Origin of the sequence: Acetobacter sp. UBA5411 (assembly GCF_002409645.1) — a bacterium.
In the GTDB taxonomy this organism is placed as follows: Bacteria; Pseudomonadota; Alphaproteobacteria; order Acetobacterales; family Acetobacteraceae; genus Acetobacter.
Window position 1 is genome coordinate 139,319 of sequence record NZ_DHNR01000033.1, and the last position, 21,819, is coordinate 161,137.

At 56.2% G+C, this 21,819-nt stretch carries 24 protein-coding genes and 1 tRNA gene; 15 read left to right on the forward strand and 10 right to left on the reverse strand.

The window, feature by feature from the left end; translation table 11 throughout:
- Nucleotides 1-114: 114 nt before the first annotated feature.
- Complete coding sequence (locus B3759_RS11545; protein ID WP_291366048.1) at nt 115-807, forward strand: GntR family transcriptional regulator; 693 nt, start codon at nt 115-117, stop codon at nt 805-807.
- Between the two features lie 85 nt (nt 808-892).
- Here the strand turns inward: B3759_RS11545 and acs are convergent, their stop codons facing one another.
- The 4 genes from acs to B3759_RS11565 form a co-directional block, all read right to left on the reverse strand.
- Nucleotides 893-2,791, reverse strand: coding sequence for an acetate--CoA ligase (gene acs / locus B3759_RS11550; protein ID WP_291366049.1), 1,899 nt, complete (start codon nt 2,789-2,791; stop codon nt 893-895).
- Nucleotides 2,792-3,047: 256 nt separating this feature from the next.
- The gene (gene alr, locus B3759_RS11555; RefSeq protein ID WP_291366050.1) at nt 3,048-4,193 is read right to left on the reverse strand and encodes an alanine racemase; all 1,146 of its coding nucleotides are present in this window, start codon (nt 4,191-4,193) and stop codon (nt 3,048-3,050) included.
- A gap of 153 nt (nt 4,194-4,346) precedes the next feature.
- On the reverse strand, nt 4,347-5,369 hold the full coding sequence (locus B3759_RS11560; RefSeq protein WP_291366084.1) for an NAD(P)/FAD-dependent oxidoreductase: 1,023 nt from the start codon (nt 5,367-5,369) through the stop codon (nt 4,347-4,349).
- 121 nt (nt 5,370-5,490) lie between these two features.
- Entirely contained in the window at nt 5,491-5,964 is a 474-nt protein-coding gene (locus B3759_RS11565) for a nuclear transport factor 2 family protein (protein ID WP_291366051.1), read from the reverse strand.
- 86 nt (nt 5,965-6,050) lie between these two features.
- On the opposite strand from B3759_RS11565, the gene B3759_RS11570 reads away from it, so the two are divergent.
- Nucleotides 6,051-6,794, forward strand: a complete 744-nt coding sequence (locus B3759_RS11570) for a hypothetical protein (RefSeq protein WP_291366052.1) — start codon at nt 6,051-6,053, stop codon at nt 6,792-6,794.
- A gap of 125 nt (nt 6,795-6,919) precedes the next feature.
- Here B3759_RS11570 and B3759_RS11575 read toward each other — a convergent pair whose 3' ends face one another.
- The 3 genes from B3759_RS11575 to B3759_RS11585 all read right to left on the reverse strand — a co-directional run bounded on the left by B3759_RS11575 (nt 6,920) and on the right by B3759_RS11585 (nt 9,011).
- The gene (locus tag B3759_RS11575; RefSeq protein WP_291366053.1) at nt 6,920-7,948 is read right to left on the reverse strand and encodes a tetratricopeptide repeat protein; all 1,029 of its coding nucleotides are present in this window, start codon (nt 7,946-7,948) and stop codon (nt 6,920-6,922) included.
- A 205-nt stretch (nt 7,949-8,153) separates the two neighbouring features.
- Nucleotides 8,154-8,561 (reverse strand): hypothetical protein, encoded by a 408-nt coding sequence (locus tag B3759_RS11580; protein ID WP_291366054.1) that lies wholly within the window; start codon nt 8,559-8,561, stop codon nt 8,154-8,156.
- A 168-nt stretch (nt 8,562-8,729) separates the two neighbouring features.
- Nucleotides 8,730-9,011 (reverse strand): hypothetical protein, encoded by a 282-nt coding sequence (locus tag B3759_RS11585; protein ID WP_291366055.1) that lies wholly within the window; start codon nt 9,009-9,011, stop codon nt 8,730-8,732.
- Nucleotides 9,012-9,115: 104 nt separating this feature from the next.
- Here B3759_RS11585 and B3759_RS11590 point away from each other — a divergent pair, with 104 nt between their 5' ends.
- From B3759_RS11590 to B3759_RS11630, 9 genes are all read left to right on the forward strand, one after another.
- Entirely contained in the window at nt 9,116-10,231 is a 1,116-nt protein-coding gene (locus B3759_RS11590; RefSeq protein WP_291366056.1) for an ABC transporter ATP-binding protein, read from the forward strand.
- An 82-nt stretch (nt 10,232-10,313) separates the two neighbouring features.
- Nucleotides 10,314-11,339 (forward strand): extracellular solute-binding protein, encoded by a 1,026-nt coding sequence (locus B3759_RS11595; protein WP_291366057.1) that lies wholly within the window; start codon nt 10,314-10,316, stop codon nt 11,337-11,339.
- A 12-nt stretch (nt 11,340-11,351) separates the two neighbouring features.
- On the forward strand, nt 11,352-11,822 hold the full coding sequence (locus B3759_RS11600; protein WP_010668537.1) for a hypothetical protein: 471 nt from the start codon (nt 11,352-11,354) through the stop codon (nt 11,820-11,822).
- A gap of 52 nt (nt 11,823-11,874) precedes the next feature.
- The gene (locus B3759_RS11605; RefSeq protein WP_010668536.1) at nt 11,875-12,342 is read left to right on the forward strand and encodes a YcgN family cysteine cluster protein; all 468 of its coding nucleotides are present in this window, start codon (nt 11,875-11,877) and stop codon (nt 12,340-12,342) included.
- Entirely contained in the window at nt 12,339-13,073 is a 735-nt protein-coding gene (locus tag B3759_RS11610) for a M48 family metallopeptidase (protein ID WP_291366058.1), read from the forward strand. The genes B3759_RS11605 and B3759_RS11610 overlap by 4 nt, the downstream gene beginning before the upstream one ends.
- A 61-nt stretch (nt 13,074-13,134) precedes the next feature.
- Nucleotides 13,135-13,220 (forward strand) — tRNA-Leu (locus tag B3759_RS11615).
- A 204-nt stretch (nt 13,221-13,424) separates the two neighbouring features.
- Nucleotides 13,425-14,558: a type I restriction endonuclease gene (locus B3759_RS11620; protein WP_291366059.1), complete on the forward strand. Its 1,134-nt coding sequence runs from the start codon at nt 13,425-13,427 to the stop codon at nt 14,556-14,558.
- Nucleotides 14,559-14,768: 210 nt separating this feature from the next.
- The gene (locus B3759_RS11625; protein WP_291366060.1) at nt 14,769-15,482 is read left to right on the forward strand and encodes a ferric reductase-like transmembrane domain-containing protein; all 714 of its coding nucleotides are present in this window, start codon (nt 14,769-14,771) and stop codon (nt 15,480-15,482) included.
- Nucleotides 15,483-15,499: 17 nt separating this feature from the next.
- Nucleotides 15,500-15,868, forward strand: coding sequence for a cytochrome c3 family protein (locus B3759_RS11630; RefSeq protein WP_291366061.1), 369 nt, complete (start codon nt 15,500-15,502; stop codon nt 15,866-15,868).
- A 104-nt stretch (nt 15,869-15,972) separates the two neighbouring features.
- On the opposite strand, the gene trpA is transcribed toward B3759_RS11630, so the two are convergent.
- Nucleotides 15,973-16,788, reverse strand: coding sequence for a tryptophan synthase subunit alpha (gene trpA, locus B3759_RS11635; RefSeq protein WP_099348846.1), 816 nt, complete (start codon nt 16,786-16,788; stop codon nt 15,973-15,975).
- Nucleotides 16,785-18,008: a tryptophan synthase subunit beta gene (gene trpB / locus B3759_RS11640; RefSeq protein ID WP_010669037.1), complete on the reverse strand. Its 1,224-nt coding sequence runs from the start codon at nt 18,006-18,008 to the stop codon at nt 16,785-16,787. The genes trpA and trpB overlap by 4 nt, the downstream gene beginning before the upstream one ends.
- A 200-nt stretch (nt 18,009-18,208) precedes the next feature.
- Here trpB and cls point away from each other — a divergent pair, with 200 nt between their 5' ends.
- The 4 genes from cls (at nt 18,209) to B3759_RS11660 (ending at nt 20,930) form a co-directional block, all read left to right on the forward strand.
- A complete protein-coding gene (cls, locus tag B3759_RS11645) occupies nt 18,209-19,732 on the forward strand; it encodes a cardiolipin synthase (protein WP_291366062.1) in 1,524 nt (507 codons plus the stop codon).
- Between the two features lie 113 nt (nt 19,733-19,845).
- The gene (locus tag B3759_RS11650) at nt 19,846-20,097 is read left to right on the forward strand and encodes a hypothetical protein (RefSeq protein ID WP_010669257.1); all 252 of its coding nucleotides are present in this window, start codon (nt 19,846-19,848) and stop codon (nt 20,095-20,097) included.
- Between the two features lie 16 nt (nt 20,098-20,113).
- Nucleotides 20,114-20,638, forward strand: coding sequence for a DUF1269 domain-containing protein (locus B3759_RS11655; RefSeq protein WP_232877428.1), 525 nt, complete (start codon nt 20,114-20,116; stop codon nt 20,636-20,638).
- A 103-nt stretch (nt 20,639-20,741) separates the two neighbouring features.
- On the forward strand, nt 20,742-20,930 hold the full coding sequence (locus B3759_RS11660) for a YqaE/Pmp3 family membrane protein (RefSeq protein ID WP_232877430.1): 189 nt from the start codon (nt 20,742-20,744) through the stop codon (nt 20,928-20,930).
- A 273-nt stretch (nt 20,931-21,203) separates the two neighbouring features.
- Here the strand turns inward: B3759_RS11660 and B3759_RS11665 are convergent, their stop codons facing one another.
- Nucleotides 21,204-21,770, reverse strand: coding sequence for a TetR/AcrR family transcriptional regulator (locus B3759_RS11665; RefSeq protein ID WP_291366063.1), 567 nt, complete (start codon nt 21,768-21,770; stop codon nt 21,204-21,206).
- Nucleotides 21,771-21,819 lie beyond the last annotated feature (49 nt).

Consider the following 21,819-nt stretch of genomic DNA (forward strand, 5'->3'; position numbering starts at 1 on the left):
CCTCGCTATGGCAGAGGCCCTTTCCTCTCGCGGAATTGCGGCCTGACCAAACATTACGATTATGGTATGATGCATTCCGCCTCCAGATTTTCCTCTGACCGGAATGCCGCCTGAATGCTGCCGACCCGACTTTTTGCCAGTGTAGAAACCATCGCGCATGGCACCGCAGCTGAAACGATCTGTATCGCCCTGCGAAACGCCATCCTCGCTGATATTATCCAGACCGGACAGGCGCTCCCGCAATCCGAGCTCGCCAATGGATTCGGGGTCAGCATCATTCCTGTCCGGGAAGCACTCAAGCGGCTGGAGGCGGAAGGGTTCGTCACCTGTCTGCCCAATCGCGGAGCCGTAGTCATCGGTCTCGATGAAGAGGATATTCTAGAATATTCCCGTATCCGCGCCCTGCTGGAAGAACAGGCCGCTCTGGAAGGCGTGCGCAACATGACCCGGGTGGACCTCGCCCATGTCGAGGATGCCTATGAAGCCTTTGTGCAGGATGGCGTGGCCCATTCTGGCAGTCTGAACAGGGCGTTCCACAACGCCATTTATGCTGCCGCCAGACGTCCCCGCCTGCTGGAAATGATCGAAGACCTGCACATCAAGCTTGATCGTTATATCCGCGGGCATCTGGTGATCGAGGGACGCAAGGCCATCACGGACCGTGAGCACAAGGCCATACTCGACGCCTGCCGCGCCCGCGACCCGGAACTGTGCGCCCGTCTGACCCGGGATCACATTCTGGAAGCCGCCGCCATTTCGGTGGATGTTTTCCGCACAAAGGTCGCTGAGGAAGCGGCTGTTAAATAAGTCACGGTTTTACGGGGCTTTGCCCGGCCCCCACAAAGGGACACAGCCCCTTTGATCCCGGTTACCTTGAATACCTTCCGTAAAATCACGCTTTTCCGACGATCTTGATCAACTCGCCCACGATCCCCGGATTGGCCAGCGTAGAAAGGTCGCCAAACCCTTCCGTCTCGCCACAGGCAATCTTGCGCATGAGCCTGCGGACATTCTTGCCCGACCGCGTCTTGGGCAGGTCCGGCACGACATAGACCGCCTCCGGCACCGCATAACGCCCCACCTTACAGGCGATGATCTTGATGACCTGATCCTTCAGGCCAGCCATCTGCTCTTCGCTCAGCCCTTCATGCGGCACGATATAGACCACAAGACCCTGCCCCTTGATATCATGGGGAATACCCACCGCGGAGCTTTCGGAAATATCGTGAATTTCCGAAATGGCGTCTTCGATTTCCGCCGAGCCGATACGGTGACCGGACACGTTGATCACGTCGTCCACGCGCCCCGTGATCCAGTAATACCCATCCGCATCACGACGGGCACCGTCACCCGTAAAATAGTGACCGGGATACGGCTTGAGATAGGTTGTCTGGAACAGGGCGTCATCATTCCAGATGGTCAGGGCACGCCCCGGCCATGAACCGTCAATGCACAGAATGCCTTCGACAGCCCCATCCAGCGGCGTGCCTTTTTCATCCAGCAGCACAGGATTGACACCCGGCAGCGGCAGCGTGGCCGAAGCAGGGCGTGGTTCGACAGCATACGGCACCAGCGAAATCATCGCGCCGCCGGTTTCCGTCTGCCACCATGTATCGACCAGCGCACATCGCCCTGCGCCGATCACGTCATGGAACCAGGTCCATGCTTCATGATTGATCGGCTCGCCCACAGATCCCAGCACCCGGAGGCTCGACAGGTCATAGGCAGCGGGAATCTCATTGCCTTCGCTCATCAGCGCCCGGATCGCGGTTGGCGAGGTGTAGAACGTCGTGACTCCGTGCTTCTGGATGACATCCCACCAGCGGCCCGGCGTGGGGTGAGACGGCATACCTTCAAACAGCATCAGGGTCGCACCATTGGCGAGCGGCCCATAAGCCACGTAGGTATGCCCCGTGATCCAGCCGATATCGGCCGTGCACCAGAACACGTCGCCCTGCTGATGATCGAAGATCAGTTCATGGGTGTAGGACGCCCATGTGAGATAGCCGCCAGTGCCGTGCACAATGCCTTTCGGCTTGCCGGTGCTGCCAGAGGTATACAGCAGAAACAGCGGATCAGTCGCGTTCATCGCTTCCGGCTCGCACGTCGTCGGCGCTGCTTCCAGAAGAGGTGTCAGCAGCGCGTCACGACCTTCTGTCAGCGGCACCGTATCATCCGTCACCTCGACCACCAGCACGCGCCGGACCGTCGAAGCGTCGCCACGCAGCGCAATCGCCGCATCCATCGTGGTCTTGAACGGAATCCGTTTCGCGCCACGCCGTCCGACATTGGCGGTAATGACGACAACAGCGCCACTGTCAGCCAGACGGTCGGCGATGGCCTCTGCCGAAAAACCACCGAACAGAACCATATGCATCGCGCCGATCCGGGCGCAGGCCTGCATGGCGATGATGCCTTCCACCACGGCAGGCAGATGGATCGCCACACGGTCGCCGCGCTTTACACCGCTGTCCCGCAGAATATTGGCCAGAGCACAGACACGGGCATGCAGGTCACGATAGGTCAGGCGCAGGACATTGGAATCCTCCTCGCCCTGCCAGATGATCGCCGTCTGATCCCCGCGCGTCGCCAGATGACGATCAAGGCAGTTCACACTTGCATTGAGTCTGCCATCCGCAAACCAGCCATTCCCTGCATCCACAGCAGTCGTCGGCAGGGTAGACCACTCCAGACGCCGGCTTTCCCTGCGCCAGAAAGCTTCCGGATCATTTCGAGCCGTTTCAACCAAACGCTTGTAAGATTCAGGGGTCAAGCGGGGCGTGGACAACATGGAGCAGTCTTCTTCTTTTTGGTGAGAGAGTTTGAGTTCAGCGCCGAAACCAGTCACTGCAATAATACTGACCGGTTTCCCGCCGCGCGAACAAGTAAAATATTATCCAAACCACAGAGTTCGCGGAAAACTGCGGCTTTTGCGATACATCTTTACATCGATGAAAATGTTGTAAATCTACTTACGCATACAAAACAAACTACATTCATGCTCTGAAAACCGTCAGTTTTCAGCGAAAGGAGCCCTACCGCAGGACTCATTCATTTCTTGTGTAGGTCCGATGATAGCGCCTGCCGAGGTCGGTCAAAAATTCGTAACCAATGGTTCCGGCCGCCGTTGCGGCAGCGTCCAGAGTGTTATGCGGCCCAATCAGATCAATCAGATCACCGGACCGGACACTGCCTTCCGGAAGATCCGTGACATCGACAGCAAGCGAATCCATCGAGACCCGTCCGATGACTGGCAGCGGAATATCGGGCTGCGATGGCAGGATGGCGGTACCGCGCCCGGAAATACTTCTCAGAAATCCGTCGCCATACCCGATGCCGAGCAGCGCGATGCGACTTGGACGGGGTGCAATAAAATAACCGCCATACCCGACTGCCTGCCCTTCCGGGATCGATCGCGTCTGGATGACGCGCGCCTGCAGCCGAATGACAGGCTTCACGGGATTGGGTTTGCCGGGGGTGGGATTGACGCCATACAGCGCCGCACCCGGCCGGACGAGATCGAAATGCCAGTCCGGCCCCAGAAAAATCCCTGAGGAAGCGGCCAGACTGCGTGGTACTTTCGGTAACAGCGCGCTCAGACGCTGGAATTCTTCCAACTGCGCCCGATTGCTGCGGACTTCAGGGGTATCGGCACAGGCGAGATGGCTCATTACCAGCACCGTTTCGATACCATCAAGAAGCGTTGGATCAGCGGCGATTTTTGAGACTTCATCGGCATTCATGCCAAACCGGGCCATGCCGGAATCAACCTGCAACACCGCAGGGAGACGCCGTTCCAGCTCATGGCTCAACGCACGCCACTCGGTCAGTTGCTCCATGCTGTTGATGACCGGCACCAGTCCGGCTTCCAGCAGGTCACGCGCCGTGCCGGGAGGCGGTCCATGCAGCACGAAGATCAAGGACTCAGGATTTTTGACAGAAGGCTTAAGCGCCACGCCCTCGGCAAGATGCGCGACGAAAAAATGCCGACATCCGGCGTCCTCAAGAACAGGCGCAACAAGGGAAGCATCCAGCCCGTAAGCATCCGCCTTCACGGCAGCGGCGCAGAGCGGGTGGGACGCGGAAAGCGCATCCGGTTGTCGGATGGTCTGACACAGCGTGCGGTAATTCTCCGCGATGGCCTGAAGATCGATATTCAGAATGCCGCCAGCCCATTGCGCCGCTACGCCCATTGCCTCACATCTCCGCCACTGTCCGTTTCGCTTCCAGACAAAAAGACTAGAGCATCATGGGACCGTATGGAAACAGGCTATCAGAGAAAGATTGCTGACAAACCAGCTTTCTTTCTCCGCAAACCCTCTCACATATGACGGAAAAAGGCCATTTCAGGGGGAGCCGGGCACGCCCTTACTCGTTGAGTATTCGAAATGAAGAGCCTGATTCGGATTGACGATGGCGTAAATGGCATGCGCCGCCATGGCCGCTTCGCTGAAGCCCTGCAAAATCAGCTTCAGCTTGCCGGGATAGGTGGCAATGTCGCCAATGGCGTACACGCCTGGAAGAGAGGTCTGGCAGGATGACGGCGTGACAGGAATCGTCGAGCGTGTCTGGTCGATACCCCACTGCGCGATCGGTCCGAGATCAGTGGCGAGCCCAAAGAAAGCCAGCAGATGCTCGGCTTCCAGCGTCCTCACCTCACCCTGCAAGGTGGCGACTTCCACGCCCGTTAGTTTGCCATCAGAACCCTGAAGTCCTTTGAGTTGATAGGGCGTAATCTTTTCCACAACACCTCTGGCAATCGCGTCCTCAAGCTGGCTCAGGCTTTCCGGAGCGGCGCGGAACTTGTCGCGGCGATGGACCAGATAGATCTTGCGAGCGAGCCGGGAAAGCGACAGCGCCCAGTCGATAGCAGAATCGCCTCCCCCGGCGATCACCAGACTCTTGCCCTCGAAATCGGCCTTGCGACGGACGCTGTAGCGCACAGCACCAGTCGTCTCGTATTCCTCAAGCCCTTCAAGCGGCGGCCTGTTCGGCCCAAATGCGCCCGCACCCGCTGCGATGATCACCGCTTTCGCATGGATCACATCGCCCTTGCTGGTCTCCAGACGAAAATCTCCGGCCGAGCCTGTCAGCCCCTCCACGCGCCGACCGAGAAGTCGTGGAACAGAGAAAGGCTCGATTTGCTCAGAAAGTTTTTCGATCAGCTCGCCACCCTCAATGGCGGGACAGGCGGGAATGTCGTAAATCGGCTTCTCGGGATAGAGCGCCACACACTGGCCGCCGATTTCATCGAGCGCATCGACCAGAATACAGTTCATCTTGAGCATGCTGCACTGGAAAGCGGCGAAGAGTCCGGTTGGACCCGCGCCAATGATGACAACATCCGTGCTGACTGTGGCGCCTGACATGCGACCGCGCTCCTCCTGCTGACTATCGCTGAGGACGTTGTGCGCCAGCCAGCGACGGGAGGCAATATTCACCCCGCCCCGATATGCTCAATCTCGGGGCGTGCGCCGGTGTGTATTCAGGCTACAGCCCCATTTCTGTCAGCCCCGGATGATCGTCCGGACGACGCCCCTGTGGCCAGAAAAACCGGCGATCGCTTTCTGCAATGGGCATGTCGTTGATGCTGGCGACACGCCATTGCATCAGACCCGCCGCATCAAACTCCCACAATTCATTCCCATAGGACCGGAACCAGTTCTGCTGGTCGTCATGCCACTCATAGACAAAACGGACGGCAATCCGATCTGCATGAAACGCCCAAAGCTCCTTGATCAGGCGATATTCCTGCTCATGCCCCCACTTTTCTTTCAGAAATCCGATGATTTTTTCACGACCTTCCAGAAAATTGATCCTGTTTCGCCAGACACTGTCCGGCGTATAGGCGAGCGCAACCTTTTCAGGGTTGCGACTGTTCCAGGCGTCTTCAGCAAGACGGACCTTTTTGGCGGCGTCAGCTGCGGTCAAAAAGGGCGGGCATGGTGGGCGAGAGTGTTCCATAAGTATGGTCCTATATCTGACATGGGCTTGATTTCACACTACCAACAGTCAATTAAGACCGCTTATTAAAATGGAGAAAACAAGACGTGGATGCACAATTAAAAAAAGCTTACATGAATATACTCAACGATTATTCAGAGTGTTTTTTCGATAAAAACAGAGAAGACTGTATCGGCTACACAGGATTATCAGGACTTTTTTTATCAACAACACCAGAAACATGGGAGCCGGACAAAAGAATTCTCGTCGTCGGCCGGGAAACGCGTGGATGGAATGTACTAAAAGAAACCTCCTACACGACATTAGATCATTATGTAGACACCACAATGAAGATCCAGAAAGATTATCTTCATACCCAGATAAGAAAAAGCAACGAAAGAAATAGCACTTTCTTCAACTTTCTACGATCTGTCGGCTCTTGTGTCGGCGTTGGGAACGTCGGTTGGGCCAACCTCTTCTGTTTTGACTGGAACAGAAGCACACCAACAGAAAAAAAGACCCCACTTTACAACGAAATACTGGAAATATCAGAGCGTTTGCTAAAAGCTCAGATTGAAATTCTTTCTCCTGATATTATCATTTTTGCAAATGGCGTCAGTGCTGCAGGCGTAAGGCGCAAAATGTTTCCCACATCGGGAGCTAACAGCGTTTGTTCTGATTGGTCCAATTACATGGACGACAACATAAAGAAAATAGAACTGGAAAAATTCTTTTTATATAACGGCATACAATGTTACAGAATCAATCATCCCGCAAACTACAGAAAAGAAGCGAGGGTCGGGAGAAAATATCTCATAAATCTACTCAGGAATGAGTTTATTCACTCCTGAAACAAACATCACTTTCGCAAGCTGATAATGACGTTTTCCACTATACAAAATTGGAACGCGACTTTATCAGCTGCACATTTCTTTGTTGATTTCTGATAATAGATCAGACATCCGGAACAGAGAAATCAGCGTTTTGATAAAAATGCTATCGCCCCCGCATGACCAGCTTCAGCAGCCTGTTTAATTCGTCTCCAGGCTTCCTGCTGCGTCATATGCGTGGAGCGCCCCTCCAGAACGAGGCGTCCCGACATAAAAAAAGCCCCCACAAATCCCAAAGACACCGCTTTTTCGTACCATTGAATCGCCTGCTGCAAATCGGGCGATTCCGCAATACTCGACCAGTAATCTCCAAGGACGCAGGCAGCCCTTCCATTACTGGCCGCAGCCTTGCGTAGCAAACTTTCTCCCCGCGTCAGACGCCGCAACCGCTCCTTGTGCTCATCGTGCGCCTCGCCGTCACTTTGACGGTGATTCTCCACCATCAGACACTCCCCGAGCAGCGCCATGGCCGGAACGTATCCAGCACTTGCCGCAATCTCCAAATGATGTCGCGCTTTTTTCTCATCCTGCGGCAGCAACTCTCCCTGACCGTACCATGTGGAGACCATGTGATGGGCAATACCGAGATTTTTCTCCAGCGGGATCGACAGCAAATCCATGACACGCTCTGCAGAAGCTCCCGAACGTGCCTCAATATCAGCCAGTCCAACCAATGCCAGAGGCAGACCTTTCTCGGCTGCCGCCCGCAAAGCCTCAAGCCGTTCCGTGTCTGCTTTCATTTTGGTCGCATCCAGCAACCAGACGAGAAAAAGCGAGGCTTCCGGGTCACCCCGCTGATGACCAAGGCGAGCAAACATAAGGGCGTCCTCTACACGAGAAGCCTCTCGTAACGGCTGCCCCAACCCCATCTCATCAGACACGAAACCATCCCACGCCAGACGCGATGCGTGCACGCAAGCCTGCTGATGGCCAGCTCTAGCGGCACGCTCCATCCACCAGACTGCATGTCCGGCATGAGGTGCAACCTCCTTTTCTCCCCGGAGATAGGCTTTTCCTACTGCAAACATGGCTTCAACCGACCCTTTGCGGGCCTGTTTCAGATGCTTTTTGATTCCGGGCGCTTTTTTCAGCTTTCCCAGAAGTTTACGCCACATCCCGGTTATCTCCAGTTTTCCGAAGAGAACGTCCAATACATGTTAATCTAGCCGGCCGCTTTCATCTGAACGGGTTATTTATGGTCATGACTGAAGAAGAAAATATCTTTTTCAAATACTCCCCTGCCTCACATCATTTTAGAGAAACTCTTCATAAAAAAAGCGGACCATATGGCCCGCTTTCCACCCTACAAAAGTAACGCAGTTATCTCCGCCGCAATTTCGAGCCGACAAAGCGACCCAGCGGTCCGGCCACGAGAGTCGCCAGAGAGAGCATATTGAGGGACTGACGGAGTTCGTTCAGGCGACGATCGCGGTTGAGGTGGGCTTCCACTTCAGCCGGATACAGATAGGAACGCCGTCCAAAGAACGCGAAGATCAGAGCCAGGAAAATGTCGACAAAGAAGACCATGGCTGGAGACAGGACAGGGCCAAACCCGAACTCGTATCGGAAGATGGCCCAGAGCAGGGCGTGACCTGTAATCAGTGAGAAAAAGCCAAGGAGTGCTGCGACCAGCAGCAGGGCGACCTGACGCCCGATCCGCATCGCTTTCTGCTGAAGAAGCTGAACTTCCGCCTGGGCCGCGGACTTGCCGACATCAAAAAAGTGCATTGGATCCCCGTCTACCTCACATAAGCCGGCATCGAGGATGAACCGGCGTCCTGTTATGACCCCTGCCTCGTCCAAAGAGCAACCGAGGCAGGAGCAGAACACTTCACAAGAAGGTAAACTCTTTATCTGGCCTCAGGCACCCTGACGACAGGTTCCTGAGGCGGAACATTAACGCGACAGACGTCCAACGACAAATCCGACGACAAAAGAGATCGCAATGGAGAGGAAAGGCTTCGCGCCGACATTGGTCGCAACGCTTGCCTTCTGGTGTTCCGCCATCTCACGCGCATTGGAAACAGCCGTGTTGGCAGCGTCGGAAAGCGGCGGAACAACGTGGGCGCTCAGAAAGTGCTCCAGCTGATTCTTCAGCGCCTCCAGCTCATCACGAGCCGTGGTTGACGCATCATCGACTGCTGCCTGTGCCTGTTTCTTGATCTTTTCTGCAGACATATTCTTTTGCTCCTGTTTGCTGACCCGACGGTCAGCCCTGTTTCCGACATTGCGGACTCAACAACCATCTTAACTCTCTGGTCAGGTTGTGGTTCCCTGCCGGCATGACATCACGCACGCGTTCAGCCACACTGAGTGTGGACACTATCAGCCTTGTTTCCGGCCGTCCCGCCTTTTCCTTTACGCTGCATGCAGGGGAATGTCTGGCGCTCCTGATGCTGAATGATTCGGGGCAGATTCTTGGCGAGCTGTCCGACATCCTGACCGGACACCGAACCGCCGGAAACGGCCACCTCACCCTGCTGGGGCAGGACATCTCGCGTCGTCCCGTCGGTCAGCGCGGTTTGGCTGCCGTCGGAGCGCGCGACCCGCTGTTTGAGCATCTGTCCGTCCGGAAGAATCTGGCTTTCCCTCTCCGCACACGGAAGCTGCCGCAGGATCAGGCAGCACATAAAATTGCCCAGCTTCTTGCTCTTCTCGGACTGGAACAGCAGGCCGATGCGCTTCCATCAACTCTCACAGCCTCTGAGCGTCTGCGAGCGCAACTCGCTCGGGCGCTGGCCACGGACCCGGCCGTCATTATTCTGGAGGATATCTTCGCCGGGCTGGATAGTGAGACGCGCACGGACATTCACCAGCGCCTGATCCGGCTGCAAAGAGCGCGTGAAACCAGCTTTCTGCTGCTGACGCGAGACCGTAGCGACGCCCTGACCGCCGCCAGTTGCATTGGCGTCATTGCAGATGGCGCACTTTTGCAGATCGGCTCGGCCACAGAACTGATGGAACGCCCCGTTTCCGCACGGATCGCCGCCGCCATGACAGACGCCAACATCCTCACCGGTCTGGCCATCACGGTCGAGGACGACATCGTGCAGACCCGTCTCGCCTGTGGCGGCATGATGGAAGCCCTCGCCGAAGGCGATGTGGAGGAAGACGACCTTGTGGAACTCTGCATCCGTCCCGGAAAAATTGCGCTGATGTTTCCACGCGGCCCCATCAATACGGATGGGACAGAAGGCAGCCTGCCTGCGACCCTGAGTGACATCCGCAATCTGGGTGACGTGCTTGTGCTTCGTGTGCGACTCGCAGACAGCACGGAGATGGTCGTGCAGCGACCGGCAGGCTCGCTGCCCCCCGGCGTGGCCGTCGGACAGACAGTTCTGCTGGCCTGGGGCCCCTCGGCAGCGATGGTCTTCCCGTCACAGGACAAAGAAGGCTAGTCTGCGGACAGTCTAGGCAACCCAAGGGCGTATCTTGTTTTCTTCTTCACCGAGCAAGGGTGAGTCTTTCCGGCTCCATAAGATGCCTGGCCGCCTTCTGGCCGGGCTGACGGCTGCCCTGCTCTCCACCGCCTGCCCCGTTCAGAAATCGGATGCCGCACAGGTCCGACACAGTGGTGCGCGGCCTCTTGTGGTTGCTACGCAGGCCGGATCGCTCAACAGCACGCTGAACGACGTCGTCTGGAAGCCCTTTTCCCAACTGACCCATCAGAAAGTCAGAACAACACGCTGGTCTGATCTGACGGATGCAAACTACAGCCTGCTCCGTTCTGGCAAACAGAACTGGTCTCTGGTGCTCATAGAAGATGATGACGCCGAGACAGGATGCACTGAAGGTTTGTTTCTGCCATTTCCGGCGACGGCCTCCGAAAGCAGCAATGCCGATCCGGCCCGCTGTGGCGTGCCTGCGCTTTCGCTAGACTATGCCCTCTCCTGGGACAGTTCACGCTTCGGGGACACACCGACCTGGAGAGATTTCTGGGATGTCGCCCGGCATCCGGGTAAACGCGGCCTCCGCGCCGATCCTCGCATCACGCTGGAGATCGCCCTTCTGGCCGACGGCGTTCCTCCGGACGCTATCTATAATGTGTTGGGCTCCCCCGCCGGTCTCGACCGCGCCTTCAGACGGCTGGCCCAGCTCCGGCCCTATATCGTCTGGTGGACGTCTCCAGCCGAAGCCATGCACATCCTGACCAAGGGTGCTGCACTGATGAGCGTCACGCCGACCAGTGAGATTGCCGCCGCCAACGCGGGTCTTCCAACCCCGCGTTTCAGGAACCTCTGGTTTCCCCTTTTGCGTGTCAATTATGACTGGGTCATTCCCGCCAACGGCACCCGGGATCTGACATCGGCACTGGCGCTGGCGACGTGGGCAGCGGCGTCCCAACAGCAAAGCGCACTCAATGCACAGTTGATCACGCCTGCGCCGGAATGGGCGCAGCCGCGTGTCGGGGTGTTGCCGCCCGCTTTTCCCTTGAATGTTGATTTCTGGCGCAGGAATCTGCCAGCAATCAAAACCCGCTTCGACCAATGGCTCAGTCAGCACTGAGATGATGACGAGATGATTCCTCTTCCTGATTTCCCTCCCGGCGTTATCGCGACCCACGCGATCATCGCCTTCGCTTCCGCAGTGCTGATGTCGGCCCTTTGTCTGGCGACGTCCCGCGCCCGGATCTGGTATTTCCTGACAATCGCCTTCTGGATCCCGGATATCGTCGTCGCCTTCCTGCTTCCCTCTCTGGTTCTGTCGTCAGAATTCTTCCCACGTGAGCCTATTCCCACCCTCATCTCTGTGATTCAGGGGTTTCTCATAAGCCCGTCCCTGACCCTTCCCCTGATGGGCGTTCTGGTCAATGCACAACCAAACGCCACACGGACCGCACGCGCTCTTGGTGCAAGCTGGTCCGACCGGGTTTCCTTACTGTGGCTGCCATTACTGCGTCGTCGGATGATTCTGGGAAGCGTCGCCACGGCGCTACTGGCGATCATCATGACGTTCGCCCTGCTGTGGCGTCCGCTGGCTGGCCCCTAAGAGGCGGCATTCCGCACCTTCCCCCAACGGCGCGTTGCGGGTATCTTTCGTCATGACCATCGACTCCCCTTTCTGGGAAACCAAATCCCTCGAGCAGATGACCACCGAGGAGTGGGAATCTCTCTGCGACGGCTGCGGACGCTGCTGCCTGCACAAGCTGCGTGATGAGGATGACGGCAGCCTCCATTATACGAACGTCGCCTGCCGCCTGCTCGACACCCACACATGCCGCTGCACCGACTATGCCGGTCGTCACCGCAAGGTGCAGGACTGCATCACCCTGACGGCTCCCATGCTGGAAACCATCGACTGGCTTCCACCGACCTGCGCCTACAAGCGACTGTCGGACGGTCTGCCGCTTCCCGAATGGCACCCGCTGATCACTGGCAATCCGGACAGTGTCCGCGAAGCCGGCGTGTCCGCCGGGGATCGCTGCGTCAGCGAGCGCAAGGCTGGCAATCTCGAGGACTATGTCGTCGCATGGCCGGCACTTGACCCAACGGATGAGCCTGCCGAATGAAGCCTCGGGTCCCCAGACCCACTCCTTCCGAGGATGCTCTTCCGGATAGCATCCTCCTTCCCTCAGGCCCTTTTCCGATTACCTGGCGTCGTTCGACCCGCGCACGTCGTCTGTCTCTGCGTCTGTCCCGCGCCGGTGATAGTGTCGTCGTGACGCTACCGCCCCGTGTCTCGCCACAGACAGGCCTCGCGCTTCTTAACGCACACCGCGACTGGATCGTCCGGCAATTACAGCGGCAACCGGTAGCGATCAGCTTTGCTGCGGGGAACATCATTCCCATCAATGGTGTTGCCCACACCATCCATCACACCCCGGAAGGTCGTGGTGGGGCATGGATCGATACGGATCATAAGCTTCACGTCAGCGGGGATGCCGCCTTTCTTGGACGCAGGGTGCGTGATTTCCTTTTGGCCCTGGCGCAAAAACGACTGGGCCAAAGACTACAGGAACTTGCCGGACGAAGCGGTTTTGCACCGAAAACATTCGCCCTGCGTGACGCGACCTCTCGCTGGGGCAGTTGCAGCACGGCGGGCCGGATCATGCTGAACTGGCGTCTCATCATGGCGCCGCATTTTGTGCAGGATTACGTCATTCTGCATGAACTCGCGCATATGAAGCATCACAACCACAGTGCTGCTTTCTGGACGCTGGTCGACCAGATGTGCCCGACCCGCAATGAGGCCGAACTCTGGCTCAAAAATCATGGCCTCTCCCTGATGCGGGCGGGCTGACGCGACCTTACAAAAGGCTCTTACCGATCACTTTGTGACATGCTAGAAACCCGCCACCAACGCGAACTTGGCGGAATGGTAGACGCACGAGACTTAAAATCTCGAGTCCGTAAGGGCGTGCGGGTTCGAGTCCCGCAGTTCGCACCACAGGCACATAAAATGGCACACATGTTTGGCTGAGCCATGATTTTTACAAATATTAATACTAATAGAAAAATACCGAATCTTGAGACCAACTAATGCAGGATTTGCATGTGTTCTATGCAGCCGCATTTGAAGGTCGTGTATTCCCTTCCACTCAATCCAATGCAATAAGTAAAAATATTTTTATTTATAATAGGATATGAGAGTATGTCAGATGATTTCCGTCAAAAATTTAAAACCTTCTCTGAGCGTATGATTGGTATATCAACACGCTGTACTAATGAAGAGGCCACAAAACTCTTTCTTGTTCTGCCTTTAATTAACTTTCTGGGCTACGACACCATGAATCCGGATGAAGTATGCCCAGAACACAACGCGGATTTCTCTGAGAAATATAAAAACAGAGTCGATTTTGCCATTCTCAAAGAGGGTGAGCCTGTTATCGCTATCGAATGCAAATCTCTTGGAGCTGAATTAAAAGATGATAGAGGGCAATTACGCTCTTATTTTAATGCTGCACCTACTGTAAAAATGGGCGTTATTACTGACGGCATGGCGTATGAGTTCTACGCTGATTCAGATGAACCCAATATGATGGACTCGAATGCCTTTCTTTCCTTTGACTTACACGACATTGCCAAAGGAAAGATTGAAGATTCCGTAGTAGATGGTCTAAAAAGTTTACAGAAGTCCAATTTCGATCCAGAGAACATTGGAGCTGAAGCAAAAAGAAAACTCATATTTCAAAATCTTGTCCAACAAATTGAAGAGCTGGCCAAAGAACCAAGCGATGCGTTTGTACGACTTCTGCTGCAAGGAATTGGTCTCAGCAACATTCGCTCTAAGGCGATGGCAGACTACATAATCTTAACCAAAAGCGCATTTGGTGAATTCATTAATCTCAGAATTCTACAACGTCTTGATTTACCAGCAAAAGACAAAGAAGCAGATAAACCATTAGTTGCAGCAGATGTCCCAAAATCTGACGCCGATGACAATAAAGAACCGGAAATCATTCCATCTGAAACTGAGATGGAGGTTTTTGAGTATACGAAAAAGAGACTTGCCTTTCTCTCCGATACAGATGAATTGTTTTCCGCAATCGATTCTATAGAATTTAAAGACTATAAAGGAAAATTTGTAGTTTTCTACGAAAAAGAGCGAGCTGGACGCTTGTTTGATCTATATGAAAGCAAAGATGCAAAGTATAAATTTGACTTTGGCGAAGCATTTGGTGGTGAAATAACAACCAATTCTCTCTCTGACATAGACACGACCCTCATCACTATTTTTAAAGAGCGTGTTGCCGATATCCTTCCCAAAGGCAAAAAACAGAAATAAAAGTAAGGTTCTGTATAAAAATCAAAAACGGCATCATGGAATAGAAAAAAGCTTTTGTGGTGCCATCTTATTTCCTTACGAGACCCATTAATATTGCTCCCTTAGTACGATTGGTCCTTTCGAAATAACCAATCCGAATAGACGTTCCCTCCTTCTGACCTTTGCGATATCGCTCATTGATGAAACGATACCGTAACAAGAACGGAAACCATGTCGGAATGCATCACTCTCGCAGCACTGCTCGCGCTGCTCTGCACCGCATTCCTGCTGGTATGCGTCTTTGCGGCGGGGCAACCCGGCATAGCAGGCCTATGGGATCTTGCGATGATTGGCGGTTATTCCGCCGTGTTCGCGCTTTTCCAGATGTTTTTTCTGACGGGTCGACCACTTGACCGGCCTCTGTATGAAGGGAGGTTCTTCCTCCGGCTGCATGAATATACGGCCTATCTGATCCTTTTACTGGTCATAGCCCATGTGATCGGAAGCCTCTGGGCGGAGCCTCTGCTCTGGCGCGACATTTGGCCGCCCGTCTTGCCCGTCATGCAAACGGGTGTGCTCGCCAGCCTGCTTCTTGCCACTCTTGCTGTTGTGTCACAACCTCGCTGGAAGCTGGCTGTTTTCCGTAATGCCCGTATCTTTCGTTACTGCCATTATGGTCTGGCGGCAGCCCTGCTGTGTGCGACCGGACTTCACGCATGGCAGGCAGATTTTCGGATGGCTGCGCCCGCTCTAACCTTTAGTTTGATCGGAATGAGTGCTCTGGCGCTCGCTGTGCCGTTGCTGGTGCGAGCCTTGCCGGTTCAGGCTCGTCGGGGAGAGAAGCGCCTGAGAAATACGTCGGGGCTGGCCATGCCTGTGGTCGTCACGCTTGGATGTATCGGGCTGCTTGTGCCGATATTGTGTGCCATGTGGCTCGACAGATAATGCGACGAAATGGACGATTGAGCATTGCGGCGGTTTGTGTCGCAGCAGGCCTTGTCGGTGGTGGAATCTGGTGGAGCGTCAGCGGAGCACCGCACACAGCGCAGTCGCTTCCCCTGATGCCACTGACCTTTACGCATCAGGACCACGGCGCATTCAACTGTCTGGTCTGCCACCATAATTATACCGAGCCAAAGCTGGCGTCATGGCCGTTTCAGCATTGCATCGAATGTCATAAGAAGACGCCGGAACTGGCACCGATCATCGAGCGACAGTTTCATCAGCAATGTGAAGGCTGTCATCTGAAGCTAAAGCGGGAAAAGCGGGCTTCAGGACCGGTTCGGGCATGTCATGTGTGTCATGCTGAAGAGCGGCCTCCGCGCTTCTGAAATCGGCACGACGGTTTATGGGAGCTCTGAAACAGACCAGAGGGATATACCCCAACAAATAAACGCTGGCCGGTTTATAAATCACCGGCCAGCGTCATGGCTTTTCAGGCCCGGACCGCCGCAGCCAGTTCACGCAACTGGGTCAGCACGGATGGCAGCGTGGACGGTGTCGCCTGCTCGCTTGGGTCCAGCGTTTTCGCCAGCGTAGCCAGCAGAGCCGAGGCCACGACTGCACCGTCCGCAATACGCGAGGCAGATGCAGCCTGCTCCGGCGTGCGGATACCGAAGCCGATAGCAATCGGCAGATCAGTCGCAGCACGGATACGAGGCAACGCCGCTCGCAGATCCTCGTCGCTGGCCGAGCGCGTGCCGGTAATACCAGTGATGCTCACATAATAGACGAAGCCCGAAGCATGATTCAGCACCAGCTTGAGGCGGTTATCGTCCGTCGTGGGCGCAATCAGTCGGATGATGTCCAGACCGGCTGCTTTGGCCGGTCCCTGCATCGGTCCGGCTTCTTCCGGTGGCATGTCCACGATAATGAGACCATCCACGCCAGCGGCGGAGGCGTCCACGCAGAACCGGTCGATGCCGTAAGCCTCGATCGGGTTCAGGTAGCCCATCAGGATGATCGGCGTGTCGTTATCCTGCTCACGGAAGGACTTCACCATCTCGAACAGGCGCGGCAGCGTAGCGCCAGCCTTCAGACCGCGACGGGCGGCGAGCTGGATAACCGGGCCGTCGGCGGAGGGATCGGAGAACGGCATGCCGATCTCGATCAGGTCCGCACCGGCTTCCGGCATCGCTTTCAGCAGGTCGAGCGACGTCTGGAAGTCCGGGTCACAGGCTTCGAGATAGGGGATGAGCGCGCCGCGCCCTTCCTGTTTCAGTGCCGCAAAACGGCGGGCAATGCGGCTCACAGTTTCACTCCCAGATGTTCGGCGACGGTGAAGATATCCTTGTCTCCACGGCCCGAGATGTTGATGACGAGCAGGGTTTCCGGGCTCAGCGTCGGCGCGATTTTCACCGCGTAAGCGATGGCGTGCGCAGATTCCAGCGCGGGGATAATGCCCTCGGTACGGGTGCAGGTCTGGAACGCTTCCAGCGCCTCGTTATCAGTGATGCCGACATATTCGGCGCGACCGATTTCATGCAGCCATGAATGTTCCGGGCCGACGCCGGGATAGTCCAGACCAGCGCTGATCGAATGCGCCTCGGTGATCTGACCGTTCTCGTCCTGCAACAAATAGGTGCGGTTGCCATGCAGCACGCCGCGTGAGCCGCGTTCGATGGAAGCGGCGGTCTTGCCGCTGTCCAGACCGTGGCCGGCCGCTTCGACACCGATCAGTTTGACGGAAGGATCATCAAGGAAGGGATGAAAGATGCCCATCGCGTTCGAACCACCACCGATGGCCGCGACGATCACGTCCGGCAGGCGGCCCTCGGCTTCCTGCATCTGCACCTTTACTTCATCCCCGATCACGCTCTGGAAGTCGCGGACCATGGCGGGATAAGGGTGCGGACCAGCGACCGTGCCGACAAGGAAATAGGTGTCGCTAATGTTGGCGACCCAGTCACGCATCGCCTCGTTCATGGCGTCCTTCAGCGTGCCCGCGCCCGCCGTGACCGGCACAACTTCCGCGCCGAGCAGCTTCATGCGGAACACGTTGGGCATCTGCCGTTCCACATCGGTCGCGCCCATGTAGATGACGCACTTCATGCCGAACAGCGCGCAGACCGTGGCCGTGGCGACACCGTGCTGCCCCGCGCCGGTCTCGGCGACGATGCGCGTGCGGCCCATGCGGCGGGCGAGCAGGATCTGGCCCATGACGTTGTTGAGCTTGTGGGAGCCGGTGTGGTTCAGCTCCTCGCGCTTCATGTAGATCTTCGCGCCACCGAGTTCTTCCGTCAGGCGCTTTGCGAACCACAGCGGAGAAGGACGACCCACATAGTCCTTGAGATAGAACGCCAGTTCCTTGTGGAAGGCCGGATCGGCCTTGGCCTGCTTGTAGGCTTCGTCCAGCTCAAGGAGCAGGGGCATCAGCGTTTCCGCGACAAAACGCCCGCCCAGCCCGTCGCCGAAATGGCCGGAGGCGCTGGGGCCGTTTCGCAGGCTGTTTGCTCGTACGCCGTCTGTCATGACTGTTGGTGTCTCCGCTGCCCGGTTTCTACGGTATGTGGCTCCGCTTTCGTGCGGAAAGATCAGGTCTGGCGGTATAACAAGGCCCGGGATGGGCGTCCATGCGGAGCCGCCCGATGGTTCCGGCCTCGGTTGTTCCAATGAGGTGGCGGCTGTAACCTTCCGCTCTGGTGTCATCACGACCGGGATCAGCTGAGTTTATGTCGCAACTATCAGACAGGAAATTTTCTTTCGCCCTGCATCGCTCGGGCGGTCGACCGGTGGTGGATGCGCGCACCGTAAAGTGGAGCTGGTATGCGGCGGGTCTGACCGCCTCGCTCCAGGCATTGTTCATCGTGCGGGCGCTTCTGCGACCTCACCGTCAGCCTGCTTCCCGTGTGGCCTGGGTCGCCATCATTGGCGCTCTGCCGATCGGCGGCATACTGGCCTATCTTTTCCTTGGTGAAACCAAGCTGACACCCCAGCGCGTGCTGCGTATCCGCGACGCAATGAAACGTCTGCCCGTGCCGGGAAAGACAGCCGAAGCCCTGATCGATGCTGAAAAGGAATTCGGTCTGCCGCCGCGTCTCGCGCCCCTGTTCAAGGTGGGGCAGTCGATCAGCGGCTACCCTCCGATGGGCGGCAATACGGCGCATCTGATGAAGGATTCCAATACCGCCATCGACGCCATGGTCGCCGACATCGATGCCGCCAAAGAGCATGTGCATGTGTGCTTCTACATCTGGTTGGCGGATGGCAACGGCATGAAGGTGGCCGATGCTGTAATGCGGGCGGCCAGACGTGGCGTGGTCTGTCGCGTGATGGCGGATGACCTCGGCTCGCGGCGGCTGATTCACAGCGGCCACTGGGCGGACATGGAGCAGGCGGGTGTCTTCCTTGTGCGGGCTCTGCCGCTGGGAAGCGTGCTGCTGCGTCCCTTCCGGGGACGGTTCGACATGCGCAACCATCGTAAAATTGTAGTGATTGACAATCGCGTGACCTATTGCGGCAGTCAGAACTGCGCCGACCCGGAATTTCGGGTCAAGGCCCGGTTTGCGCCTTGGGTAGACCTGCTGGCGCGCTTTGAAGGCCCAGTGGTGTTGCAGAACCAGCATCTGTTCGCCACGGACTGGATGGCGCACACCAATGAGGATCTGACCCCGCTTCTGGCCTCTGCCAAAGTGCAGGAAGGCGACGGGTTTGTGGCTCAGGTCATCGGCACAAGTGCCGCCGTGCGATATGCGGCGATGCCGGAAACCTTTGTGTCGATCATGAATTCGGCTGCCGAGGAACTGACGGTCACAACCCCGTATTATGTGCCGGACGAGCCGATTCAGGCGGCGCTCTGTGCGGCGGCGCGACGCGGTGTGAAGACCACCCTTACCATGCCGAAAAAGAACGATTCATGGATCGTCGCCGGGGCGAGCCGCAGCTACTACCGCGACCTTCTGGAGGCCGGTGTGAAGATCTATGAATATCCGCATGGTCTGCTGCACACCAAGGCGATGACTGTGGACGGGCGCATGACGCTGATTGGCTCAGCCAATCTGGACCGTCGCAGCTTCGATCTGAACTTCGAGAACAACATCCAGCTTGTTGATGATGCCTTCACGCAGGCCGTTCGTGAGCGCCAACAGGCCTATATTGACGCCTCGAACGAGGTGTCACTTGAAGAAGTAGTGAAGTGGCCCAAGACACGCGTGCTGTGGAACAATACACTGGCAATGATCGGTCCCATTCTTTGATGGACGCAAGTTAAGAAAAGCAACTCTTGAAAAACTGGGATTGCGGGCCAATATTTCAGAGAGAGCTGTGACTGCAAGAGTCACGGTCATGAATTTTCAGGAGTGCTGCTGTTATGAGCGCAACCGATGTCCTGCGGAAACTCGCACCCGAAGACCTTGAAGAAATTGTGAAGGGTCTCGACAAGTCTCTGCACAAGCACAAGGACGAGCTGCACAAGCAGATTTCAGAACATCTCGCCGACATCAAAAGCGAGACAAAACTGCACGAGAAGACCATCCCGACGGGCTGCAAGGTCTTCGGTTTTCTGATTCTCGTGGCGGCCTCTGCGATCAGCTATGTGCTGGGTCGCAAGGCGGCTGAATGATTCGGAAGGCATTATCATGAGTACGCTTGTTGTTGTTGGTTTCGACAGTCTGGACGGAGCGCAGAATGCGCTGACAGAATGCCGTGAACTTGAAAAAGAATATCTTCTGGATCTTGAAGACGCGGTTGTTGTGCGGCGCACAGCAGACGGCAAGACGCATCTGGACCAGAGCTACAATCTCGAAAAGATTGGCGCTTCCTGGGGCTTTCTGTCGGGCGGTTTCTGGGGAGCGCTTGTCGGTCTCCTGTTCCTGAACCCGCTGGCCGGTCTGCTCGTTGGCAGTGTTGCCGGTGCGGGCATCGGCGCGCTGGACGGAAAGAACAGCGACTTTGGAATCAATGATGATTTCATGAAAAACCTCGGCGCCACCCTGACACCGGGCACGTCGGCCCTGTTCATCCTGATCCGCAAGGCTGAGCCGGAAAAAGTGATTGCGCATCTTTCAGAACTGAAAGGCCATGCCAAGATCATCCAGACGTCCCTGTCTCCGGAAGTCGAAGGCAAGCTGCGTCAGGCACTCGGACAGACTGCCTCCGCCTGAGTTTTGCGGTGCTGTCCGTTACTGGACAGTCCAGCGCAAGTCAGGTCACAATAAAAAGCCCTGCCACACTGTGTGCGGGGCTTTTTATTATCCGGAGTGATCCATGCGCCTGTTGATTGCCTTCTTTCTGCCTTGGCTGACATTTTTCACGATCGGGCGTCCGATTTCCGGGATGTTGTGTCTGTTTTTACAGATTACCGTGCTTGGCTGGATCCCTGCCGCAATATGGGCGGTCTACGCCTTGAGCCAGTACAGCACAGATCAGAAACTGAAACGGGCAGGACTGAGCTAAGTGGTATTATGCACTTTTCGGTATAAGTGATGCACAACAGGTGGATGATTACTGTGCAGAAACAGTCTCCGCCTGATGTCAGCGACGAAAAATAATCTCTGGCCCACCCATGCACCGTTCTACCGAAGATGACACGGCGCAGTCCAAGCGTAACTTTCGTATATGATCCATTGCCGCATTGCGTAATGGATCAGAAAAGCGCCCTACGCTCGCAATTAAGCGTCCCTGAAACGCTGTTAGTAGAGCTCCGAAAATCAAGCCGCCGATGCTTGGTCAGTGCCGAAAGATCGCAACAATCTGCGCCGTGATTTCCTTTCGGCTGAGCCTGCCTTCCCGATACCAGCTTTCCGCCGTGTTCAGGATCTTGAGCAGGAAAATGCGGTAAACGCTGCGGTCAATCTCGTCCGGCAGAGGCAGATCATCGACAATGCGCCGAAAGATCATTTCATAGTCGTCGCGTTTACGCACAAGCGCATCACGCACGTCATCCGGCACGGCATGCAGATTGTTCATGATAGGAAGCGTCACATGTTCCGGACTCAGCTGAAGATCCAGCATCTCACCACAGGCTGCTTCCAGTCGTTTCCACGGATCGGAAAACGGTTCCATGGCCTTCAGGACACGGTGGGCAGCCGCATCAATCGCCTTGTCGTGAATTTCAACGAACAGGGCTTCCTTGGAGGTGATGTGGTAATAGAGAGAACCCGGCAGCATGCCGACACGATCCGCAATGTCGCGAATGGAGGTCCCCCGGTAGCCGCGCTCGGCAAAAAGCTGCGCCGCCACTTCGAGAATCTCGCCACGCCGGTCAGGCGACTGGACTTCGGGCTTCCTGTTCACTGTATTCAATCCGTTTTCCGCCACATCGCAGACCTAACCGGAATTGATA